Here is a 20951-nt window from a genome sequence, read left to right on the forward strand (position 1 = left end):
CCGTTGGTTCCGGTGTTGTGTCTAAAATCACTGAGTAAGATTGTGGCTTGAGCCTGTAAGGGCTCAAACACTATCAGGCGGTAGGGGCTTTTGCTCAAAGCAAAAGCTCCCGAAAGCCACAAGGTGACTATGAATAGAGAAGGCCGCCCAATGGGCGGCCTTTTTCGATTTAATCAGTGTTTGCCGTGGTGATTTGATCAGTTGGGAGTATCTTGATTTTGTTATTTCGAAACAAGTTCAAATGTGTGTTCTGACTTTAACCACTGTGTTTGCATTGGAAGGCCTAAGGGACTCTTGAAAAAAGGAAGTTAAAGTTGTCAAAGTCATCACGGTTAAAAGATCTTAAAAAATACGATGCTTTTCGAAGACTAAATCAGGCTAAATTAAAACAGATCAACGATATTTTTGTTGAGGTTCAGATAGCAAAGACTGCGCTGAGAAGTTTAAGCGATACAATTGACCAGATCGGACGCGCCGAGCCCTACGAGCACGAAGTTCCCTCAACGAAGTCGAGTAAAGTCACTGTTATTAGGCGAAAGCCTTCGTACATCAAAAAACTGATAAGGAGCAGAATTGAAGAGCGCGAGGCTTTGCACTCTTTAGTTTTTGCAATCTCTTTGACCGAAAGTTACTTAACGCAAGCTCTTGAAACAGTTCTGTGCGCGCATCCCCAAAAAATACTAATTTCTGTAAAGGGAAATCAAAGCGGTTCAAATTCTAGTAAGTCGGTTACTCTTGAGCAGGTGATTAAGTCAGCTTCCATTGATGATATTGTTTATTCACAGGCGGAGCAGCGAGTGAAGGATGCAATGTATGCTAGGCCAGCTCAATACATTCAATATGTAGAAAAAGTCCTAGGTTTCGGGCTGCCAGAGGGGGCGGTATTTAAGTTTGTTGAGAGTAAGGCGACGCGAGATCTTTATGTTCATGGAGATGGCACAATAAATGAAGTCTATGTTGGAAAGGTAAATGATTTAGCACGGGGGTCGATAGGCGAGAAAGCAACTCTTGAAGATGAATATTTTGAGGAGTGCATTGCAGCAATGAAACAAATTTTTAGCGCAATCTACCGCGGTCTTCTGGGAAATTTCGGCAATTGTGATCGCGTTTCGAGAGTTCTTGAAAATCAAAATCATTCCTCAATTTAAATTTCTAAACAACTAGACTCGTCGGTAAATTGTTTGCCTTTGCGCACGAACCGAGGGAAGGGCGCAAAGCGCCCGCCCCGTGGGGGCGGTTCGGGCGCTGCAAAATCTTTGATTTTGCAATGTTCGCAATGAGAGCGAATTGGCGATAGCGCCCGACCTCCCCTCAAACCGAAGGTTTGCTTTCACCAAAACGAGGGCGCTTTCGCAACCTCTCGCCATACGCACTGTCCGATCAAAAGCCGAGAGATAAATTGCCTCACGAGAGCGGCTCGATGCCCACCCGAGGTCGGGCGCTGCCCGGCTTTTTGATACGCAAACCGTTACAACTCGGGCTGATTTAAGGCGACTCTCAAAGAAACTGGCGTCGCCACGAAATAATCCAATACACGGCAATCGAAAGATAGGTCTGCATTTGCGACAGCCACCAAAACCGGCATTTTGGTACGAAGTGTGTAATCCTGTCGCAGGCTGCATGTGCAGCAAAATGAATGAAATCGCGGGCGGTGCAGAAAAGCTCTTTGATCTCAAACCCATCGCCGTTTCGTATGCCGTTGTGCCCCGAATAAGTATGCGGCGGTATTCATTTAAGTCATTAAAAACATTTGATTTTCACCCTCTGAATCCCCCACCTCAATGGATGAAATCCGAGGGAGGTGTATGATGGAACAGGTGAATATCCTGTCATTGAAGGGACAGAGTGAGACATCGACTGGCATGGTGTCCGTATTGGATGCTTCCCGCATGCATGCCGCAATTGGAGCGGATGGAACCGATGTTCCAGTGGAGAACGAACTGTTGCCGCCACTTTGGCATTGGGCGGGGTTTCCTCCTCTGACTGGCACCGATCAATTGGGCGACGACGGGCATCCGCCGATGGGCGGTTTGCTTCCGCCTCTGGCCAAGAAGCGCCGCATGTGGGCGGGAGGCGCGCTGCGGTTTCATGCGCCTTTGCTTGTTGGGGAAACGTTAGAGCGACGATCCACTGTGCGAGACATCCAAGTGAAAGAATCCGCAGGCGGCGATATGGTCTTGGTGACGGTAGATCACGTCATCTCTGGGCAAGCTGGGCTGGCCATCGAGGAGCGGCAAGACATCGTCTATCTTGACCTACCAACGTCTTTCGTTGCGCCAAAGAAACGTGCAATGCCGTCTCGCCCCGTGTTCAAGTACGCGCACGCCATGACGCCACCGCTTTTGTTTCGCTATTCAGCGGTGACCTACAACGCGCATCGCATCCATTACGATCTGCCATATGCGCAAGAAGTAGAGCATTACCCCGGGTTGGTTGTGCATGGACCGCTGCAAGCGACTTTGCTGATGCAGGCCGCGACTGCGCATAAAGGCGTGGTTCCCAGCGATTTTCATTACCGCGGCGTGCATCCGATGTTTGGCGGCACTGATCTTGAAATCGCTGCCATCGAAGAAGATGGCGCGCTCAATCTTTGCACCGGCCAAGACGGCCATCAGGGCATGCAAGCCACAGCCATGTGGGAGGCGACGTAATGGGTATCTTGAATGGAATGCGTGTTGTCGAAGGATCGGCTTTTGTCGCGGTCCCGCTGGCGGGAATGACCTTGGCGCAAATGGGCGCAGAGGTGATCCGGTTTGACAGAATTGGAGGGGGGCTCGATGCGGGACGGCTGCCGCTGGCGCCATCCGGGCGCAGTCTTTTCTGGGCCGGTCTCAACAAGGGCAAGAAGTCCATTGCCGTTGATATGAAATCCCCTGAAGGTCGCGAGCTTATCACGCGGATTGTGACGGCTCCGGGTGAAGATGCCGGGCTGTTTCTGACCAATCTCCGTGTCCGGGGCTGGATGGATTACGAAACCCTGTCTCAGCACCGAGAAGATATGATTATGGTGACCCTAACTGGGGACCGGCATGGGCGCCCGCAGGTGGACTACACCGTTAATCCCGCGCTCGGTATTCCGGACATCACTGGGCCAGAAGGGTACGCTGACCCAGTTGCAAATGCCTTACCCGCTTGGGACCTGATTTCTGGCAATCTCGTCGTGGCGAGCTTACTTGCCGCTGAGCGTCACAGGTTGCGCTATGGGACAGGTCAGAATGTCGATCTATCGCTTAAGGATGTGGCCGCTGCGACGTTGGGCCATTTGGGTATGATTGGCGATGCTGTCGTGAATGATGCCCCAAGGCAGAAAAGCGGCAATGCGCTTTATGGCGCTTATGGGCAGGACTTTCTGTGTGCAGATGGTACGCGAGTTATGGTGATTGGCTTAACTGATCGTCAATGGCGAGGACTGGTAAAGGCGACCGGGTCTGAAGACGCGATGTCAGTTCTGGAGCGTCAGTCAGGCAAGTCTCTTGGAGATGAAGCCAACCGATGGGCCCTGAGGGATCAGATTTCCGCCCTCTTGCGCCCATGGTTTGCAGCCCGGTCTCTGGCAGATTTTGCTGATGACTTTGACCGCCAGGGATTAACTTGGTCGGTGTTTCGGACTGTGAAAGAAGCGGTCGCTCAAGACGCTGATCTCTCAGCTCAGAACCCAATGTTCGAGATTTTGGATCAGCCCGGCTTGGGCCGTTTTCCAGTGCCTGCGTGTCCCGCCGAGTTTTCCGAGGCACTCAGAGATGCACCCGTGCGGGCCCCGTCTTTGGGGGAACACACGGAAGAGATCCTTTCGGAAGTCGCGGGTATGGATTTTTCCGAGATTGCACGGCTCTTTGACAAAGGGATTGTTGCGACTGGTGATGCGGCGCTAGGGCAGGCTGCTTAGGCAGTTTTTGTCTTAGTGACGAGCGGGGCTGATCGTGAATGAGTCGTGGCTTTGCGGGGTAATTCGTCGACTGGTCGTTCGGTGAAAGCCAAATTGCGAAAAAGTGCTTCATAAAGACGGAGATTCCGATCAATTTCGGTCCAAAGACTTTGCATAATTCAAAATAAATCGGGGATTTTCGAGATATTCTTTCTGCAACTGCAAAAAAGTCGCAGGCCCCACTAGTATCTGACGGGAATGAGACTAGAAGACTGTCTCAGTAATCTTGGGTATGAGAGCCAGAACGGTCTTACCACAAAGGCCATTCACCAATCATCCGTAAGATTCCTGCAAACAAGCAAACATGAGGTAAATTTCATGGTTTTGACATGCCAGGATGTCATGGTTTCGCCTGATCGTCAGATCACCGTAAAGCCAGACACCAGTGTCCGCGACGCGTTCCAACTGTTTAAACAACACCGCGCCCGATTTCTTCCTGTTGTTGACGACAACGGTATCTACCACGGGGTATTTACTGCTCCGACATTGCTGAAGCTGCTTTTGCCGAAGGCGGCGACAATTGGAATGAATCTGGAAAGCACGCGGGTCCCAATCGGAAGCCTGGGCTTTATGAGCCTGACTAAAGAAGATTTCGCTGAACAGCTCGATGCGCTTCGTGATGAAAATGTGCGGGACAATATGTCGAGCCCGGTTAACATTCCAGTGGTCGCGCCGACGACGCCGATCATGGAAGGCATTTTCCTTTACTACAAATACAAGCGCCACGTTGTGCTGGTCGATCCAGACACGGGCCGTTTTGTCGGTACTCTCAGCAGCAACTCTTTGCTCGAAAAAGCACTCGCGTAACGCTTACGCTTATATCGGACTTATAAAATGTCTCAAAATATACACGCCTCCGGTCACGGAGAGGGGTTCTCTTTGGCTGACATGCTAGGCGTTGATCCACTGTGGATCGCAACTGGTATTTTGATCATGACCTATGCGGTTCTGATCACTGAAAAAGTAAACCGTGCTATTCTGGCGATGCTTGGCGCGTCATTGATGGTGCTGTTTGGTATTCTCAACCAAGAGCAAGCCGTCGCGGGCGTTGATGCAAACACGCTTGCGCTTTTGATTGGTATGATGGTGATCGTAGGGATCACATCAAAAAGTGGCCTTTTCCAATATGTTGCGATTGTGTCCTCAAAATGGGTGAAAGCAAATCCGACGGGCATTTTGATCATGCTGACGTTGATTACAGCGGTATTCTCGGCCCTTTTGGACAACGTGACGACGGTGCTTTTGATCGCTCCGATCACATTGCTGATCACCGACGCTCTTGAAACGAAGGTGTTCCCATTTTTCTTGGCAGAGATTTTGGCCTCGAACGTAGGTGGTACCGCCACGCTGATTGGTGACCCGCCGAACATTATTATTGGGTCCGCGGCAGACCTGTCGTTCATGCAGTTCGTATACAACCTTGCTCCGATCTCCGCGATCTGTCTCGTTGTCCTGACTTTGATCATCTTCCTGATGTACCGGAAACCGCTTTCTGCGATCCCGCAGTCCGCGCGTGACCGGATCATGCAGTTCAATGAAAAAGAAGCAATTACTGACAAAGTGCTACTCGTGAAATCACTTTCGGTTTTGGCGCTGGTTCTGCTTGGCTTCATCGTAGGTCACGGTCATGGCATTCAGCCAGGAACGTCTGCCCTGGCGGGAGCTGGTCTTTTGATGTTGCTTGCTTACGGTCACCAGCACGGCGAAGAGCAATCTGAGTCCGTTCACCACATCTTTGGTGAAGTGGAATGGATCACCATCTTCTTCTTCGGCGGTCTTTTTGTGATTGTTGCGGGTGTGGAGCATGTGGGTCTGCTTGAGTTCTTTGGTAATAAGGTTCTTGAATTCACCGAGGGTGACATGCGCATGACCGCTCTTCTGATCTTCTGGGCTTCGGGCATTTTGTCTGCACTTCTGGACAACATCCCGTTTGTGGCGACCATGATCCCGCTGATTGAATCTACAGCAGACTCTTTTGGTGGCCCTGATGCAATCGAACCACTTTGGTGGTCACTCGCTCTGGGTGCATGTTTGGGTGGCAACGGTACTCTTTTGGGTGCAAGCGCGAACTTGACCGTGGCAGCTTTTGCAGAAAAAGCAAAACAGCCGATCGGCTTTCTGAAGTTCATGATGTACGCGTTCCCAATCATGCTGCTGACGCTTGCGATGGCGCATTTCTATATCGACTGGCGTTACTTCTAAGCTGTCTTAAATCGAAACAATGAAAAGAGCGCCTTGGGCGCTCTTTTCTGTTTTTGGTGCCCTTATTTCTAGGCCGATGAATTATTAGTCGCTCCGGCAGGTTACCGCCACGTCATTTGACCGTTTGATCAATTTCATCAAAATATCATTTGTCATTCACGAAAGATTGCACCGAGACTGCTTCTTTCCAGAACTGAATATTTGAGACTTTATGGAGTTCCCGATGACATCAAAAATGACATCAAATCTATCCCGCCGCGGATTTCTTGGCGCATCAGCCAGCGCAGGTTTTATCGCGTTGCATCCTTTCTCCGCCCATGCGTCTGCCACGCAGGCGCACCTCCGGATTATGGAAACGACGGACCTCCATGTGCATGTGTTCCCATATGACTATTACGCCGACAAAGAGCGCGACACGGTCGGCCTCGCGCGTACCGCTGCGATTGTGAAAGAGATCCGGGCAGAAGCCACAAACTCTCTGCTTGTGGACAATGGTGACTTCCTTCAGGGCAATCCAATGGGCGATTACATCGCTTATGAGAAAGGGTTGAAAGAGGGGGACGTGCATCCGGTCATCAAAGCAATGAACGTTGTCGGATTTGATGCCTCGACCTTGGGCAACCATGAATTCAATTATGGTCTGGATTTCTTGATGAAATCCTTGGCGGGTGCGGACTTCCCCGTCGTTTCTGCGAACGTTGCCTTGGAAACGGGATCCAGCCCCACCAAAGACAAAACGCTGATCAAACCATATGTGATCGTCGAAAAAGAGATCACCGACGGTGCGGGTATGAAGCATAAGATCAAGGTTGGTATGATTGGTTTTGTGCCGCCTCAGATCATGAACTGGGACCGTCGCCATCTGGAAGGCAAGGTGCAAGCGCGCGACATCATCGCAACTGCGCAGGCATATGTCCCACAGATGAAAGAAGAGGGTGCGGATCTGATTATTGCGCTGTCTCACTCTGGTATTGGTGGAACAGATGCTGTCGATGGCATGGAGAACGCCTCTGTACCTTTGGCGCGTATCCCTGGCATTGATGCGATTGTCACGGGTCACCACCACCGGGTCTTCCCATCCAAAGACTATGCGGATGTTGCTGGTGTCGATGTTGAGAAAGGCACGATCGAAGGCGTACCAGCTGCCATGGGTGGCTTCTGGGGCTCTCACCTTGGTCTCATCGACCTGATGATCGAGCGCTCGGGCAACGAGTGGAAGGTTGTGGGCCACACATCTGAAGCACGCCCAATTTCGAAACGGAATGAAGACCGGTCTATCACTGCATTGGTGGATAGCGAGCAATATGTGCTCGATGCGGTTCAGAAAGACCACGACGAGACACTGGCATATGTACGTCGTGCGGTCGGCAAGACTGATGCGCCTTTGCATAGCTATTTTGCGCTGGTTGCGGATGATCCATCCGTTCAGATCGTGTCCATCGCACAAAGCTGGTACATCAAAGAGATGATGAAAGGCACTGAATACGAAGGCCTGCCTATCCTGTCTGCTGCGGCACCGTTCAAAGCGGGCGGCCGTGGTGGCCCAGAGTATTACACCGACGTGGCCAAAGGCGATGTGGCGATCAAAAACGTTTCTGACCTTTATCTCTATCCGAACACCGCCCGTGCGGTTCTGGTGAATGGTCAGCAGGTGAAAGACTGGCTCGAGCGTTCAGCAGGTATCTTTAACCAAGTGGAAGCAGGGAAAGCAGAGCAAGTCCTGCTGAACCCGGCGTTCCCGTCCTACAACTTCGATGTCATCGATGGGGTTACCTACGAGATTGATCTTTCTCAGCCTTCGAAATTTGACCCGAAGGGCAATCTAGTCGATGCGAATGCCAATCGTATCGTGAACCTGATGTATGATGGTAAACCGTTGGACCTTGACCAGAAATTCGTCATCGCCACCAACAACTACCGCGCTTCTGGCGGTGGATCCTTCCCGGGCGCGAAAGGCGATACAATCATCTTTGAAGGTCCTGACACCAACCGCGACGTGATTGTGCGCTATATTGTCGAGCAGGGTACGATTTCCCCGTCTGCGGATGCAAATTGGAAATTCGCGCCGCTGCCAGGTACGTCGGTTTTGTTCGATACTGGACCTAAGGCAAAAGATTATGCCGCTGATGTCGAGGGCGTTCAAATCGCACCGGCTGGCGAAGGTCCTGATGGCTTCGCTCGTTTCCGTATCGACCTTTAAAAATTATGAAAGGCGGCCTCACCGGCCGCCTTTTTCAATCTGACCCGCGCTTTCTTGGGAGAGTAGAAAGCGCGGAGTCTGGGAGGGCCATGAATTAGCCCTTTTCTAGGATTGACTGAACCGTCAGCTGAGTTTGTACGAAGCTGTCATCACCATCGTCGTTGATCGCGTTCAATGCATGATGGATTGCTGCATTCGAAACTTGCGACAAGTCAACATCAGGGGCATAGCGCTTCAAAGTGTTCTCGTATGCAGAGGCTGGGGTCATTGCAGACGCTGCGCCAGTCAGAACAACTAGGGCTGCTGCGGAAGTGGCAAGAATACGTTTCATAGTTTGTTTCCTTTTTTAGCAGAGTTTTAGAGGCGGCGTGGCTTAGCCGTTTTCCAGAATGGATTGTACGATGTGTTGCGTCTGGACGAATGTCGCGTCGCCGTCGTCATTGATTGCGTTCACTGCGTGGTGGATTGCAGCGTTAGAAACTTGAGACAGATCTACGTCAGGTGCGTAGCGTTTCAGAGTGTCTTCGTATGCAGAAGCTGCTGTCATTGCGGACGCTGCGCCAGTCAGAACAACCAGAGCTGCTGCGGAAGTTGCGAGAATACGTTTCATTGTGTGTGTCCTTTCGGGATCGGGTTTTGTTTGTTTCGCCAGCTGTCTTGCTGACACCAATCAAACTAGGAACGCCTCCCGCCGGATGGAATTCACGAAAACGCACACTGCAAATCACGCTTTTCTTCCTTGAAACAGATACGGCGTGACCAGCGCTTGTGCACTGGCGCAGGCGACATGTGGAGTATTTAAAAATCAACGTGTTACGGCGATCACTGGCGTGTCGATCCGCGAGTGTTTCGCGAGCGTCACGTGAGAAATACGGCCAAACTTTCTAAAATAACAAAAACGTGCTGGAAAAAATGGGGCCGTTTGTTTCAACCAATTCACAGAAACGAAAAATCCTGTTTTGGTTCCGGTGATGATCCGTGAGCATTCTGTGAGGGAAATTACAGGCGGTAGCCATTTTTGCCTTGCACCTCAACCGACTCTCTCTTAATCCAAACGTCACCGTAGGGGTATAGCTCAGTTGGTAGAGCGACGGTCTCCAAAACCGTAGGTCCCGGGTTCGAGCCCTGGTGCCCCTGCCATTCTCTCAAGATGGAGTAAGGACGATGATTATCGCGATCTGATTGAATTTACCGAAATTCTGACAGGAGCTTTATCATGCCTTTCCCTTCCCCAAACCAATCGCATCCAATCAAACTGCAAGATGGCACATCCCATCGCGGCACCGTCTTTCTGAAAGCTGTCCTTGATCATCCGAGGATAGAGGTGGGGGACTATACATATATGTCCGCCCATCAACCGCTCGAACAACCCGCCGATATTGCGCAACGCCTCGCACCCTATCTCTGGGACTTTGCGCCAGAGCGGCTCATCATTGGTAAGTTCTGCCAGATCGCCCATGGGGTTCAGTTCATCACTGCATCCGCCAACCATCGAATGGATGGGCTTTCAACCTTTCCATTTCTTGTGTTTGGGGGCGGTTGGGAAGGTCGCGCTAGTCGACCTGAGTCCGGCCCAGATACCGTAGTTGGAAATGACGTCTGGTTTGGGACCGGGGCTATGGTGATGCCGGGTGTGACCATCGGCGATGGAGCTATTATCGGTGCAGGTGCTGTGGTGACTAAAGATGTGGCGCCATACACGGTTGTTGGGGGTAACCCAGCGCAATTTATCAAGCGAAGACTGAGCGACACTGATGCACAGCGCATGCAGTCGCTCGCTTGGTGGGATTGGCCAATAGATCACATAACGGCCCACGAAGCAGAAATTTGCGGAACGGATATGGATCGCTTGGAACAAGTCTCCCCGAAATAAGATGTGATTGGGCTGCGTTGGCGGGATGATTTGACTCCACCATTGTCATTGTCTCCGTTTGGGAAACAGAGACATGCTTTTGCCTTATTTCGGGCGCAAAATCGGCAAACCTACATCCGAAATTCGCCGTAAATAAGCGCAATGCGCGAATCCGGGGGCGGATTGGATGAGCTATGGTAGATCAATTGGCAGAGACCCCACGACCCACTCCGATGCTAGAACAAGAGCTGAGTCAGGAAACTTTGGACGCAATCAAAGCGATTGTAACGGATGGTTCTCCTGAAAAACCTCAAGAAGAGGTCAAGTCGGCCATTTGTGATGCGATGAATGCGGCGCCGCCTCAAAACACGCCGTTGGCCCACTGCGCAGAGGCGCTTCCGGTCAACGTGGTCGACTCGACCGATGTGATCAAAGAGTTGATCGAAGAGAACCGACAGCCTGACGTCGACAGTTCCGAAAGCTCCGCTTTGGCGACAGGAGAGAAAGCGGACGTTATGCTTGAGGTGCGCGACGAGAAGAGTGCCGCTCGCTTCGAGGCGGCGACTTTCTTAGATAACAACGCAGAACCGACGCCCGCAGTCGATGCGTTCAATATAGATTCAGAAAGCCAGCCTGAGCTTCTTAAACCGGACACTGACATCGATTTGATCCGCCAGACTTTGGCCGAAGACATTGGGATTTCTGAGGAGGATCGCGTGGTTGGTACACGTCATCATAGCGACCAATCAGAAGTCGGAGAGGTCCCGCCACCGGGCATCGCGCTGCGCTTAAAGCGTCATCTACGCAATAAGCTACGGATGCACATGTTGATATTAAAGATGAAGATCCGTGATCGCCTGCCTACCAAACGCGAGGTGCTCCGAGGGCTGACGCCGCGGCGACTGGCCATTGCGGTCATCATCATTGCTATCTTGTTGGAGCCTTGGTTCATTCCAACCGTTCTTGTTCTGGCTGTTTTCTTTGGAGCGCTGACCGTTCTTCTTATGGGTCCGGATCGCGTGCGCCATTACGGGGAAATGTTTTGGAAACGCTACCGACGTAAGCAGCCCGTTAAGGCCCGCGCTCTGCAGGATCGGGTGATGTCTCTGATGGAAAAATGGCAGAGCAAAGTCGATAAGCTTCCGTCGAAATGGACAGGGGGTCTGCATATGCCTCAAATCCAAAGCGACGCCGAAAAGTTGGCGGCCGAATCCGCCTATGCCACGCGCATGGCTCGAATTGCGCGGGACGAGGTGCCGAAAAGCCACTCTTGAATTCAAGGCGCAGGGGGCGTATGTCGTCCCCTGATCCTATTAAAGAAGACAGAACATGGCCCGTACGAACCCAGCTCAGTTTATTCAACAAACGCGCGCAGAGATCTCCAAGGTGGTCTGGCCGACCCGTCGTGAGGTCATTCTGACCACGGTTATGGTCTTTGTTATGGCTGCACTCACAGCAGTGTTCTTTGCACTGGTTGATATTGGTATTCGCAGCGCGCTTGAGGCTGTTCTGAACGCATTCTAAGCGTTTTATCGACGGTTTCGTCGCAGACAAAGCTCTTGAATTTGCCGGGCGTCCCCGGTAGTTCACTCATTACTCTTAGACAGGCGCGCGGCGATTCGCATTGCGCGCCGCAATTTTGTTTGGGAGTCTGAAAAAAGGGGCTGCAACGCCTCATTGGTTTAAGAATGTCGGCAGCATGCCGAACGGACGAGAAAGAACGGTCATATGGCAAAGCGTTGGTACTCTGTTAGCGTCCTCTCAAACTTTGAGAAGAAGATCGCCGAGCAGATCCGCCAGTCCGCTGAAGAAAGCGGTCTTCAAGATCAGATCGAAGAAGTACTTGTGCCGACCGAAGAGGTCATCGAAGTACGTCGCGGCAAAAAGGTGACTACCGAGCGCCGCTTCATGCCGGGTTACGTTCTAGTGCGCATGGAGATGAGCGACCAAGGGTACCACCTTATCAGCTCAATCAACCGTGTGACTGGCTTCCTTGGTCCGCAAGGCCGCCCGATGCCTATGCGTGACGCTGAAGTTCAGGCGATCCTTGGCCGTGTTGCTGAGGGTGAAGAAGCACCGAAGCTTATGATCAGCTTCGAAGTCGGCGAGAAAGTCAAAGTCAACGACGGTCCTTTCGAAGGTTTCGATGGTATGGTCGAAGAGGTGGACGAAGAGAACCAGCGTCTGAAAGTGACCGTGTCTATCTTTGGCCGCGAAACGCCGGTCGAGTTGGAATACACACAGGTTTCCAAAGAAGCGTAAGTCGCTCCGTATTGATCGAACGAGCCGCCTTTCCGGGCGGCTTTTTCTTTTCGAAGGCGACTGGCTATAAGAATTACGCCGCGCTCACGCGGCTTGGGGATGAAAATGAAATACATGAAGACATTTTGTTTGGTTGCGCTTGGTTTTGCACCTGGCGCGCTGATCGCGGATACGAGCGTTTTTGAACTGGATCTTGGCGTCGCGCAGGATTGGCGCAGCGGTAATGCGCTGAATTCCAGTGGTACTGGCCGTGAGCTGGACGAGTTTACGTTGGGACGTGTTGGTGGCATGGCTGCGTTCCAGTTTGAAGGTGGCTTTACCCTTCAGGGCGGTTTTGCCTTCGACCACAGTTTTGCAAAAACAACGATCGACGGATTCATCCCGACGAACGACACATATGCCGCGGGCCGCCAGTTTAATTTGCAGGCAGGCCAGCACTTTGATGGCTACTACCTTGGTGCCTTCGTCGCGGCCGGTCGTGTCGCATTCAACCCCTGGGATGATGTCCAGGATGCGGACTTTAAGAGCTACGGCTTGCAGCTGGGCTGGTACGGTGAGGACTGGAGCGTTTCGGGCACGCTTGGCGTGCTGGACTCTGATGCGGATGATCCTGAAACGCTTGCCAACGCCGTTCTGTTTGACGCGCATGCATCTTACGCAGTCGACGACGCAACGAGCTTGAACTTTTTCCTGAGCTTCGCAGATGGGGAACAAGACTTGGACTCTGGCAGCGCACCTGACCCTGTGAAAGTGCTTTCTGTTGGTGCGGAATTTGAGCGGGTTTTGCGTCACACAGCTCGTAGTTCAACTTCCGCCTATGCCGGCATGTCAGTCATCAGCGTTAAAGAGACAAGCAGCAGCTCATTCACGGACCGCGTCGAGGATAGTGTTCTATCTGCAGGTATACGCATTCAATTTGGTGCTGCAGGGGTAGGGCAGGCAGATCGTATTAAGTCGCCGCCATTGCCAGAAATGCTCAGGATTTTAGGGGCTGTCCCTGCTGTGGACTGAAAACTTTACCACCGATTGGGGTCGCGAATTGATTTCGCGGCCCTTTTTTGTTGCAATGGTTCGCTCTTTTGTGCAATTGCCATAATTGGTAATAAGAAATTACCAATGAGGAGTGTTTTGAGATGCGTCTGTCAGACTGTCATAATTTTCAAGATTTCCGCCGGCTTGCAAAAAAACGCCTGCCGTCGCCAATCTTTCACTACATCGACGGTGCGGCCGACGATGAAATCACATATCGCCGCAACACAAGTTCTTTTGATGATGTCGATCTGGTCCCAAGCGTCCTGAATGACGTGTCCGATGTTGACATGAGCGTTGAAGTTATGGGGCAGAAGCTGGATATGCCAATCTACTGCGCGCCGACTGCGCTGCAGCGCCTGTTCCATCACGAAGGGGAGCGTGCCGTTGCAAAGGCAGCAACGAACCATGGCACCATGTTCGGGGTCTCTTCTTTGGCGACCGTAACGGTTGAAGAGATCGAAAAGCTCGCGCCGGGACCTAAGATGTTCCAGTTCTACTTCCATAAAGACCGTGGGTTGAACGATGCGTTGCTTGAACGCGCTCGTGCAGCGAATTTCCAAGTGATGGCGCTGACTGTGGACACCATCACCGGGGGCAACAGGGAGCGTGACCTACGTACGGGTTTCACGTCGCCGCCAAAACTTACACCGTCGTCGGCACTGAGTTTCGCGACCCACCCAGCTTGGGCCTGGAATTTCTTCACCAAAGAAAAGTTCGACATGCCGCACCTGTCCGGACACGTGAGCGCGGGTACCAATCTCGCCGTTTCGGTGGGTGAGTATTTCTCGACCATGTTGGATCAGTCCATGAACTGGAAAGACGCAGAGAAGCTGTGTGCCCAGTGGAATGGTCAGTTCGCGCTAAAAGGCATCATGAGTGTCGAAGACGCCAAGCGTGCTGTGGATATCGGATGTACTGGCATCATGGTTTCAAACCACGGTGGTCGTCAGCTCGATGGCAGCCGCGCGCCGTTTGATCAGTTGGCAGAGATCTGCGACGCCGTGGGCGACAAGATCGACGTGATCTGTGAGGGCGGTATCCAGCGGGGCACACATGTCATGAAAGCACTGTCCGTTGGAGCGAAAGCCTGTTCTGGCGGGCGCATGTATCTCTATGCACTGGCTGCTGCTGGGCAAGCTGGGGTAGATCGCGTTCTGGGCAATTTCAGAACAGAAATTGAGCGGGACATGAAACTGATGGGGATCACCTCATTGGATCAGCTAAACCGCGACAATCTACGTTGGCGTTGATCAAACAACGTTGATCGAAACGCGCCCCTTTCACCGGATCGGGGCGCGTTTCACGTTTTCCATTATGCACCTTCCAGGATTTTTCCGCGGCGAAGCGCATTTCGGTACTTTTCGTCATGCTCCATCAGCATTTTGTGGATCCGACGATGTTGGCTCTCTGGGATGTTGGGAAAGAGATGGTGGATCACGTGATAGGCATCATTTTTTGGATGGATGAGCAACTGGTGTAGCCAGCCATCATTTGTGAATGTGGTTTCAAACTCTGTGCCACCAGCGTCATAATCATGCTCTTCAGATTCAGCGATGGACCGAATGACAGGTAGAAAAACCATCGCAGGCAGCACCCAGAAGAGAACCCAGCCAAAGATCGCCAAAGCAATACCGGTTTGCAAAGAAAAGCCGAGCAGGAGCACAAGTGTGGCCGCTGCTGGTGTCACAATTACACCGGCGTGCCAGGTGATGAAGGTGAACCACTGGATCATAGAATGGCTTCCGATCTCGCGGTAATAGGCGGCATTGTAGCTTGGCAACCAACGGACGACTGCTTTGGTGATCTTCCAATTGGTGGAAAGGTCAATCTCTCCTAACCCCATTTCTGCAAATCGTTGGCGGCACGGATCCTCGTGCGAGCCGTAGTGCCCGTGGTGGATCGCGTGAGATTTCCAGTAGGCGCTCACTGAGCTAAGCACTGGCGCTCCAACAAAGATATCCGCAAGGCGGTTATTGAGCTTTCGGTTCTTGCGGATCCAGGTGAGATGGGAAGCGTCATGGACCATGATTTCTAGACCGCGTAGTTGGCGGGCAATAAAGGTACAGGCCACGAGATAAGCGAAAACAGCCAAACCGATTTGCATGCTGCTTTGAATAGTCGAGTTGAAAATCGTCAAGATAAGCGCAGTCGATGCAATTGCGATGCCCGGAATACTGGCAACGGTCAGGACGGCCTCTCGGATCCGGCCCCAAAGATCGCTGGCCTCCGCGTCTCGTAAAGCTAGTCGTATTTCCCGCGGTAAGTGCCGGGTGTCATATCCGCGTTTATAGCGGCGTTCAAGTTGTGACTTTTCTGCTTTTTCTGCAGTAACATTGGTTTTTTGCGCCGCATCAGCAAACGCAAGTTCATCAGAACTAAAATAGTTCACGGTCTCGTCCTTACATTCGGAAGACCGAGCACATCAGCTAAACCGCCGTTTTGGCGTATGTTTTTTTGTTACGGACTTGGATGTGCTCAATCTGCCCCCAGGTTGAAGAGGCCTGGTCCGTTTTCAGGCCTGACTTGTTTTACGCTTCAACTCTACGATGCGCCAAAGCCTTTTTTGTAATCGGTTTGATTGTGAGACTTGCAGATTCCGAATTTCACCCTTAAAGACCGGCCTCATCGTCTTCGGGCGAGATTCTCTCGTGGGAGATTCCGGGATCGCGATCTTGGGTCGGACCACGCAACATAAACCGGACGGAACGCGTTCCGTCTTCGTTGAAAGGAACAGCAAATGGCTAAGAAGCTTGCTGGTACTATGAAGCTGCAGATCCCTGCGGGCGCAGCGAACCCATCTCCGCCAGTCGGCCCAGCATTGGGTCAGCGCGGCATCAACATCATGGAATTCTGTAAAGCGTTTAACGCGAAAACACAGGAACTGGAAAACGGTGCGCCGTGCCCAACCGTGATCACTTATTATCAGGACAAGTCCTTCACCATGGACATCAAGACGCCTCCTGCGTCTTACTACCTGAAAAAAGCCGCTGGCCTGAAGCCAGTTGGTAAGCGTAACCGTCCTCGTGGTGCGGAAGCACCAGGTCGTGAGGTTGTTGCATCCGTGACCGTTAAGCAGGTTCGTGAAATCGCGGAAGCGAAAATGAAAGACCTGACTGCGAACGACGTAGAAGCAGCAATGCAAATCATCATGGGCTCCGCACGCTCCATGGGTATCGAGGTGAAAGGTTAAGTCATGGCTAAACTCGGTAAACGTACCCGCGCAGCACGTGAAGCATTTGCTGGCAAAGAGAACCTGTCCGTTGAAGAGGCGGTTGCTCTGGTCAAAGGCAATGCAGGCGCGAAATTCGACGAGACTGTAGAAATCGCAGTTTGTCTTGGTGTTGACCCACGTCACGCAGACCAAATGGTTCGCGGCGTTGTTGGTCTGCCAAACGGCACAGGTAAATCTGTTCGCGTAGCGGTATTCGCACGCGGCCCGAAAGCTGAAGAAGCTCAAGCAGCTGGCGCAGACATCGTTGGTGCAGAAGACCTGATGGAATCCATTCAGGGCGGTAACCTGGACTTTGATCGCTGCATCGCGACACCAGACATGATGCCAATCGTTGGTCGTCTGGGTAAAGTTCTGGGCCCGCGCAACCTGATGCCAAACCCAAAAGTTGGCACCGTAACAATGGACGTAAAAGCGGCTGTTGAAGCGGCAAAAGGCGGCGAAGTTCAGTTCAAAGCTGAAAAAGCGGGTGTCGTACACGCGGGCGTTGGCAAAGCGTCCTTCGGTGAAGACAAGCTGGTTGAGAACGTACGTGCCTTCATGGACGCGGTTCTGAAAGCCAAGCCTGCTGGCGCAAAAGGCGCATACGTCAAGAAGATCGCACTGAGCTCCACAATGGGCCCAGGCGTTTCCATCGACGTGGACAACGCAGCAGCGCAATAAGCTTTGCGATAGAATTTAGGAAAGGGCGCTCGTTTGAGCGCCCTTTTTTGTTCTCAGTTCGCTGCGCTTGCGGGCTGTCGTTTCGGCCAGAAGACGGCGATTGCCGCGCCAGCCAATGACACTACTCCGGCAGCGGAAAACAGAAATGGGAAACCAGCAATTTTGATTATCGGTGTGCTGATCAGTGGGGACAGGCTCTGTCCAAAAAAGATCGCGCTTGAAGACAACCCCATGACAAAACCACGGTGTTCTTGGGGGGCAAGTGACAACGCAATACCGGCGTTTGACGCCATTAAGAGCGCATAGCCTGCACTAATCAAAGCTGGGCCGATGAAGACTGGGGCCAATCCCTGAGCAAGAAGGGTTGCGAACCCGGCGGCAAAGCAGGCAAACCCAATGGCGATTGTAAGGATCACTCCAAAACGCGTTACCGTTTTTCCATAGAGTGCGCCGGCTACAGCCCCGGCGATCATTAAAGTGCCGATGGTGTGACCCGTTAGGGTTGGGTCGGTGAATCCACGGTCACGCAAGGCGAAGGGGATTTGTGAAGGCATGATGAAGAAGAGCGCAAGCGTGATGATCTGCAAGATGCACAGCCAATACACCGGGAACAGCCAAGGTGAGCTTAGGCGTGGACGCCGCTGTTTTATTGGTGGAACGAGACTGGACCCTTTGGAGGCGCGCCAGATAAATGGAATGAACAGAAACGTCAGTCCATACACCGCAAAGGGGTAGTGTGGCGATGCCACTGCCAGGTACCCGGCAAACAAAACAAAGAACAGGCCGCTGAAGTTTCGAGCAGACACCTGCCACCCGAGGAACTGTTGCCGTGCGTTTCCTTGGTAATATTGTCCGATCAGAGCGTTTTGGCTTGTCATTGCCATTGCGAGACCAACGCCGACAAAAAAACGGCTGAGCAATATCATGTCTAATCGTTGCAGGAATAGTCCGGCAATGCCTGAAATGCCAAATATCAATACACCAATTCTCAATACGCGACCATGTCCGATGCGATCAGACAAGGCGCCTGCAAATGGCGCAAAAAGTAGAGCCATTAGGGATGGCGCGGCAACGAGATATCGGGTGATTAAGTCAACATAGGGCGTATCTTTAAATTTTTCAGCAAGCCCCGGGAGGGCGGGGCTCACCGTTGGCGCCGCCATTACGAGAAGCGTAGCTGCCAACAGCAGGCCGGGGGCTGGATTGAATGCTTTTGTTGAAAAACCGTCGTTCGTCATGTGTCTGTTTCCGGTTGAAATCGAAGAATGGGAAGTGCAGGCTACAAGCTCAAGTCAACTTGAGGTCAAGCATGAATAACGACATGACAACCTATGACATTGGCGAGCTCTCTAAGATGAGCGGCCTGCCGGTTTCTGCGCTCCGTTATTACGAAGAGGTCGGTTTGGTGGAGTCGATTGGGCGAAACGGCATGCGGCGCCAATTCGGCCCCGAGGCTCCCTTTAAACTTGCGCTGGTTTCATTGGGCAAGCTTGCGGGGTTTTCGCTGCCAGACGTGGCGGAGTTGTTTGGGGGTAAGATTGCCCCTGATATTCCGCGGGAGGACCTGCATGCCCGTGCAGATGCGTTGGATCATCAGATCAAACGCCTGACCAACCTGCGAGATATGCTGCGACACGTGGCGGACTGCCCGGAAAAGTCACAGCTCGATTGTCCAAATTTTCAAAAACTGATGCGGCTTGCGGTGCGCCATCAAAAAATTTCGGGTGCATAAGGCGCAAAGGTGGGGTTTGCCGACGTCCTAAGCCTTGGGTGTCGTTATCGCCTTAGCTTTTCTCTTTTCTTCTTTCTCGCGGTCAAAATGCCATTTGATCGCAAAATACGCGCCGATGCCGAGCACTATGATTTTGAATGGCAAGAAAACGAGTGGGAAAAAATCTGTCATTGCGGTTTCCTTTAAAAACATCCGCGCAAGTGAGCGATATCGATCTTGAACGGGGAGTGAAAGCGGCCAGATCGACGCGGCCCTTGTTATGATTTCTCAAGCTTATTGTGCAGAGTTTCAGCGGTTCATCCTGATCTGCATAACGCGCCTCTATGCAGGCCGCTCGAATTATGTTAGCTTGCTCTCCGCTGAAGTGAGCGAGACAGCTCAAAAAAGGACCGATGAATATCGGCCTTTGCCCTTGCACGATCCCTTAATCCATCCTAAATGAAACGCTCACAACCAGCGTACGATTCGTCGTGCGCTGTTTTGTGTTTCGTCCAAGACGGTGAGTGTGGGCTTCCCACTTAATTTCTTGCCTGAGACGGGAAAGACCAGATTAGCTGAGGATTTCCTCGGGTGATATTGGCTCAGCCCCGTGTTGCGGACCTGAACGCCGGGCTGTTGTCCGGCAAATATGAGCCGGAAGACGGAAGTCTTCCAAATTTGGAGTGAAACTGTGGATAGAGCACAAAAAGAGAAAGTCGTCGAGGAACTCGGCCAAATCTTTGAAAGCTCTGGCGTTGTAGTGGTTGCACACTACGCGGGTCTTACAGTTGCTGACATGCAGAACCTGCGCGCGAAAGCACGCGAAAACGGTGCTGCTGTTCGTGTTGCCAAAAACCGGCTCGCCAAAATCGCCCTGGAAGGAAAGCCTTGCGAAAGCATGGGTGAATACCTCTCAGGTATGACTGTTCTGACCTACTCTGAGGACCCTGTTGCAGCTGCTAAAGTTGCAGAGGATTACTCCAAAGAGAATGACACCTTCGAGATCCTCGGTGGTGCCATGGGTGAGAACGCTCTGGATCGTGCTGGCGTTACAGCAGTGTCCAAGATGCCTTCTCGCGAGGAGCTTATTGCTACTATCGCGGGCATGCTTGGCGCACCTGCTTCCAACATCGCTGGCGCAATTGGCGCACCTGCAAGCAACATCGCATCCATTCTGTCCACTGTCGAAGACAAGGCGGAAGCTGCGTAAGCAACGAATTGAGAACCGCGTGATGGCAATTGCCTGAACGTTGGAACACAAACTTGAGAACGGAAAGAAGCTAAAATGGCTGATCTGAAAGCACTAGCTGAAAGCATCGTTGGTCTGACCCTGCTGGAAGCACAAGAACTGAAAACAATCCTCAAAGACGAGTATGGCATCGAGCCAGCTGCTGGCGGCGCCGTAATGGTTGCTGGTGGCGCAGCAGACGCCGGTGGCGCAGCTGCTGAGGAGAAAACTGAATTTGACGTAATTCTGAAAGCCGCAGGCGACAAGAAAATCAACGTCATCAAAGAAGTCCGCGGCATCACTGGCCTGGGCCTCAAAGAAGCAAAAGAGCTTGTTGAAGCTGGCGGCAAAGCTGTCAAAGAAGGCGTCGACAAAGCAGAAGCAGAAGACATCAAAGCGAAGCTGGAAGCAGCTGGCGCGGAAGTCGAGCTTAAGTAATCATATCCGGGTAATCCCCGGATTTGATGTGAGGCAGGGTGCGGTTTTCCGTTCCCTGCCGAACCTGTCTTAGAAAGACCCTTTTCTAAAGGGGTTTTTCTAAGGCGAGTTTGCGGATCGGGAGGCCTCTGGTGGGACAGGGCCGGGAATTGATCCATTCGTCTGTCTCGAAAGGGAAAGGTGCCGGAGCCCGACGGCATGCTGACCCG

At 52.2% G+C, this 20951-nt stretch carries 22 protein-coding genes and 1 tRNA gene; 18 read left to right on the plus strand and 5 right to left on the minus strand.

The genetic code is table 11. The features are described from left to right. Positions 1–314 precede the first annotated feature (314 nt). From TA5113_RS00005 to TA5113_RS00030, 6 genes are all read left to right on the plus strand, one after another. Complete coding sequence (locus TA5113_RS00005) at positions 315–1148, plus strand: hypothetical protein (protein ID WP_058314186.1); 834 nt, start codon at positions 315–317, stop codon at positions 1146–1148. 660 nt (positions 1149–1808) lie between these two features. Further along, positions 1809–2651, plus strand: coding sequence for an HTD2 family dehydratase (locus TA5113_RS00010; RefSeq protein ID WP_058314191.1), 843 nt, complete (start codon positions 1809–1811; stop codon positions 2649–2651). Then, entirely contained in the window at positions 2651–3886 is a 1236-nt protein-coding gene (locus tag TA5113_RS00015; RefSeq protein WP_058314185.1) for a CoA transferase, read from the plus strand. Before TA5113_RS00010 ends, TA5113_RS00015 begins: the two co-directional genes overlap by 1 nt. Before the next feature lie 381 nt (positions 3887–4267). Continuing rightward, positions 4268–4732 (plus strand): CBS domain-containing protein, encoded by a 465-nt coding sequence (locus tag TA5113_RS00020; protein ID WP_058314184.1) that lies wholly within the window; start codon positions 4268–4270, stop codon positions 4730–4732. A gap of 27 nt (positions 4733–4759) precedes the next feature. Further along, positions 4760–6127: an ArsB/NhaD family transporter gene (locus TA5113_RS00025; RefSeq protein ID WP_058314183.1), complete on the plus strand. Its 1368-nt coding sequence runs from the start codon at positions 4760–4762 to the stop codon at positions 6125–6127. A gap of 235 nt (positions 6128–6362) precedes the next feature. Then, complete coding sequence (locus TA5113_RS00030; protein ID WP_058314190.1) at positions 6363–8327, plus strand: bifunctional 2',3'-cyclic-nucleotide 2'-phosphodiesterase/3'-nucleotidase; 1965 nt, start codon at positions 6363–6365, stop codon at positions 8325–8327. A 94-nt stretch (positions 8328–8421) separates the two neighbouring features. On the opposite strand, the gene TA5113_RS00035 is transcribed toward TA5113_RS00030, so the two are convergent. Together TA5113_RS00035 and TA5113_RS00040 are read right to left on the minus strand one after the other, a co-directional pair. Beyond that, positions 8422–8658, minus strand: coding sequence for a hypothetical protein (locus TA5113_RS00035; protein ID WP_058314182.1), 237 nt, complete (start codon positions 8656–8658; stop codon positions 8422–8424). Positions 8659–8700: 42 nt separating this feature from the next. Next, positions 8701–8937 (minus strand): hypothetical protein, encoded by a 237-nt coding sequence (locus TA5113_RS00040; protein ID WP_058316552.1) that lies wholly within the window; start codon positions 8935–8937, stop codon positions 8701–8703. Between the two features lie 454 nt (positions 8938–9391). Between TA5113_RS00040 and TA5113_RS00045 the strand changes: the two genes are divergently transcribed. The 7 genes from TA5113_RS00045 to TA5113_RS00075 all read left to right on the plus strand — a co-directional run bounded on the left by TA5113_RS00045 (position 9392) and on the right by TA5113_RS00075 (position 14723). Further along, positions 9392–9467, plus strand: a tRNA-Trp gene (locus TA5113_RS00045). A 76-nt stretch (positions 9468–9543) separates the two neighbouring features. Further along, the gene (locus TA5113_RS00050) at positions 9544–10200 is read left to right on the plus strand and encodes a CatB-related O-acetyltransferase (RefSeq protein WP_058314180.1); all 657 of its coding nucleotides are present in this window, start codon (positions 9544–9546) and stop codon (positions 10198–10200) included. Positions 10201–10373: 173 nt separating this feature from the next. Next, on the plus strand, positions 10374–11453 hold the full coding sequence (locus TA5113_RS00055) for a hypothetical protein (RefSeq protein ID WP_131726403.1): 1080 nt from the start codon (positions 10374–10376) through the stop codon (positions 11451–11453). Between the two features lie 55 nt (positions 11454–11508). After that, positions 11509–11703 carry a preprotein translocase subunit SecE gene (gene secE / locus TA5113_RS00060; protein WP_058314178.1) on the plus strand — a complete coding sequence of 65 codons (195 nt, stop codon included), beginning with the start codon at positions 11509–11511 and terminating at the stop codon, positions 11701–11703. 204 nt (positions 11704–11907) lie between these two features. Continuing rightward, positions 11908–12441, plus strand: coding sequence for a transcription termination/antitermination protein NusG (gene nusG, locus TA5113_RS00065; protein ID WP_058314177.1), 534 nt, complete (start codon positions 11908–11910; stop codon positions 12439–12441). Positions 12442–12546: 105 nt separating this feature from the next. Then, positions 12547–13452 carry a hypothetical protein gene (locus TA5113_RS00070; protein ID WP_131726402.1) on the plus strand — a complete coding sequence of 302 codons (906 nt, stop codon included), beginning with the start codon at positions 12547–12549 and terminating at the stop codon, positions 13450–13452. Positions 13453–13574: 122 nt separating this feature from the next. Then, on the plus strand, positions 13575–14723 hold the full coding sequence (locus TA5113_RS00075) for an alpha-hydroxy acid oxidase (RefSeq protein ID WP_058314175.1): 1149 nt from the start codon (positions 13575–13577) through the stop codon (positions 14721–14723). Between the two features lie 62 nt (positions 14724–14785). On the opposite strand, the gene TA5113_RS00080 is transcribed toward TA5113_RS00075, so the two are convergent. Further along, on the minus strand, positions 14786–15862 hold the full coding sequence (locus TA5113_RS00080) for a fatty acid desaturase family protein (protein WP_058314174.1): 1077 nt from the start codon (positions 15860–15862) through the stop codon (positions 14786–14788). Between the two features lie 348 nt (positions 15863–16210). Between TA5113_RS00080 and rplK the strand changes: the two genes are divergently transcribed. Together rplK and rplA are read left to right on the plus strand one after the other, a co-directional pair. After that, positions 16211–16663 carry a 50S ribosomal protein L11 gene (gene rplK / locus TA5113_RS00085; RefSeq protein ID WP_058314173.1) on the plus strand — a complete coding sequence of 151 codons (453 nt, stop codon included), beginning with the start codon at positions 16211–16213 and terminating at the stop codon, positions 16661–16663. A 3-nt stretch (positions 16664–16666) separates the two neighbouring features. After that, entirely contained in the window at positions 16667–17365 is a 699-nt protein-coding gene (gene rplA / locus TA5113_RS00090; protein WP_058314172.1) for a 50S ribosomal protein L1, read from the plus strand. Positions 17366–17418: 53 nt separating this feature from the next. On the opposite strand, the gene TA5113_RS00095 is transcribed toward rplA, so the two are convergent. Further along, positions 17419–18603 carry an MFS transporter gene (locus tag TA5113_RS00095; protein ID WP_058314171.1) on the minus strand — a complete coding sequence of 395 codons (1185 nt, stop codon included), beginning with the start codon at positions 18601–18603 and terminating at the stop codon, positions 17419–17421. Between the two features lie 71 nt (positions 18604–18674). On the opposite strand from TA5113_RS00095, the gene TA5113_RS00100 reads away from it, so the two are divergent. Continuing rightward, positions 18675–19097, plus strand: coding sequence for a helix-turn-helix domain-containing protein (locus TA5113_RS00100; RefSeq protein ID WP_245627123.1), 423 nt, complete (start codon positions 18675–18677; stop codon positions 19095–19097). A 27-nt stretch (positions 19098–19124) separates the two neighbouring features. On the opposite strand, the gene TA5113_RS16870 is transcribed toward TA5113_RS00100, so the two are convergent. After that, entirely contained in the window at positions 19125–19268 is a 144-nt protein-coding gene (locus TA5113_RS16870) for a hypothetical protein (protein ID WP_165589365.1), read from the minus strand. 499 nt (positions 19269–19767) lie between these two features. Here TA5113_RS16870 and rplJ point away from each other — a divergent pair, with 499 nt between their 5' ends. Continuing rightward, positions 19768–20286: a 50S ribosomal protein L10 gene (gene rplJ, locus TA5113_RS00105; protein ID WP_058314188.1), complete on the plus strand. Its 519-nt coding sequence runs from the start codon at positions 19768–19770 to the stop codon at positions 20284–20286. 75 nt (positions 20287–20361) lie between these two features. Then, a complete protein-coding gene (rplL, locus tag TA5113_RS00110; protein ID WP_058314170.1) occupies positions 20362–20742 on the plus strand; it encodes a 50S ribosomal protein L7/L12 in 381 nt (126 codons plus the stop codon). Positions 20743–20951: the final 209 nt, after the last annotated feature.

The organism is Cognatishimia activa (genome assembly GCF_001458335.1).
GTDB lineage: Bacteria > Pseudomonadota > Alphaproteobacteria > Rhodobacterales > Rhodobacteraceae > Cognatishimia > Cognatishimia activa.